The sequence below is a fragment of the Streptomyces sp. NPDC101166 genome (assembly GCF_044768125.1).
GTDB lineage: Bacteria > Actinomycetota > Actinomycetes > Streptomycetales > Streptomycetaceae > Streptomyces.
Genome location: NZ_JBIWPF010000232.1, coordinates 1 through 1179 on the forward strand (window position 1 = coordinate 1; position 1179 = coordinate 1179).

Consider the following 1179-nt stretch of genomic DNA (forward strand, 5'->3'; position numbering starts at 1 on the left):
CCCTCGATGTAGGGGATCGTCACCTCGTCGGTGGGCGGGTTGCCCTCGTGGTCGTGCCACACGTACAGCTGGCCGTTGCGCTCCAAGGTGATCCACGAGCGCGTGCGGGCCAGCGGCGGCACCCGGCGGGCATACGGGATGCCGGTGCACTTGCCGTTGCCGCCCCAGCGCCAGTCGTGGAACGGGCAAGCGATGGAGTCGCCCTTGACCTCACCCATGCTCAGATCGCCGCCGAGGTGGCGGCAGTACGAGTCGAGCACGTGCAGTTCGTTCTTGCTGTCGGCGAAGATCACCAGCTTGGTCCCGAAGGCCGAAACCTGGTGCGGCTTACCGTCGCGGAACGTGCCGGCCAGTCCGAGGCAGTGCCATCCCCGCGCGTATCGCGAGGGCGCCTCGCCCACATCGATCTCGCGCACCTTACGAACCCGGGCCTCCGGCGTCACTGCCATCTCGAGCTCCCCTTCACTGAAAACTAGAACGTGTTCTAATCACTGTCGCTTAATACCGTACAGCGCAACAGCACTCAGGGGTAGTGCCAGCACGAAGAAGGCCCCGGCACGGATGCGCCGGGGCCTTCGAGAACAGCTGGATCAGTTCAGTCCGGCATACGAGTGCAGGCCGCTGACCACGATATTGATGATGAAGAGGTTGAAGAGCATCGCGACGAAACCGCCGATGTTGATCCAGGCGGCCTTGGTGTCGCGCCAGCCCGAGGTGGCACGGGCGTGCAGATAGGCGGCGTAGAGAACCCAGGCGATGAAGGAGCAGGTCTCCTTCGGGTCCCAGCCCCAGAAGCGGCCCCAGGCGGCCTCGGCCCAGATCGCGCCCAGGATGACGCCCGAACCGAAGATGGGGAAGCCGATGATGGTGGTGCGGTAGGCCAGGCGGTCCAGGAGCTGGGCGTCGGGGAGGCGGCGGGCCAGCTGGCCCCAGATGTTGTCGGCCTCCGCGCCCGCGGGCTGCCAGATGCGGAACAGGAACAGCAGGCTCGCGATACCCGAGACCAGGAAGACGCCCGAACCGATCGAGATCACGGTGACGTGGATCGGCAGCCAGTAGGACTTCAGGGCGGGGACGACGGGGGCCGCGTCCACGTGCAGCTTGGTGCCCGCCAGGAACAGCAGGATCAGGACCGGGGTCAGCAGGAAGGACCACATGCCGCGGTAGCGCTGGTCGTTC

The 1179-nt window shown here is 66.2% G+C and carries 2 protein-coding genes; both read right to left on the minus strand.

Features of this window, described 5'->3' with window-relative positions; genetic code table 11:
• Nucleotides 1-449, minus strand: a 449-nt coding sequence (locus ACIRS4_RS37975) for a Rieske 2Fe-2S domain-containing protein (protein WP_404204800.1), incomplete at its 3' end; no start/stop codon positions are given.
• 141 nt (nt 450-590) lie between these two features.
• A partial coding sequence (gene ccsB / locus ACIRS4_RS37980) for a c-type cytochrome biogenesis protein CcsB (protein ID WP_404204802.1) occupies nt 591-1179 on the minus strand: 589 nt, incomplete at its 5' end.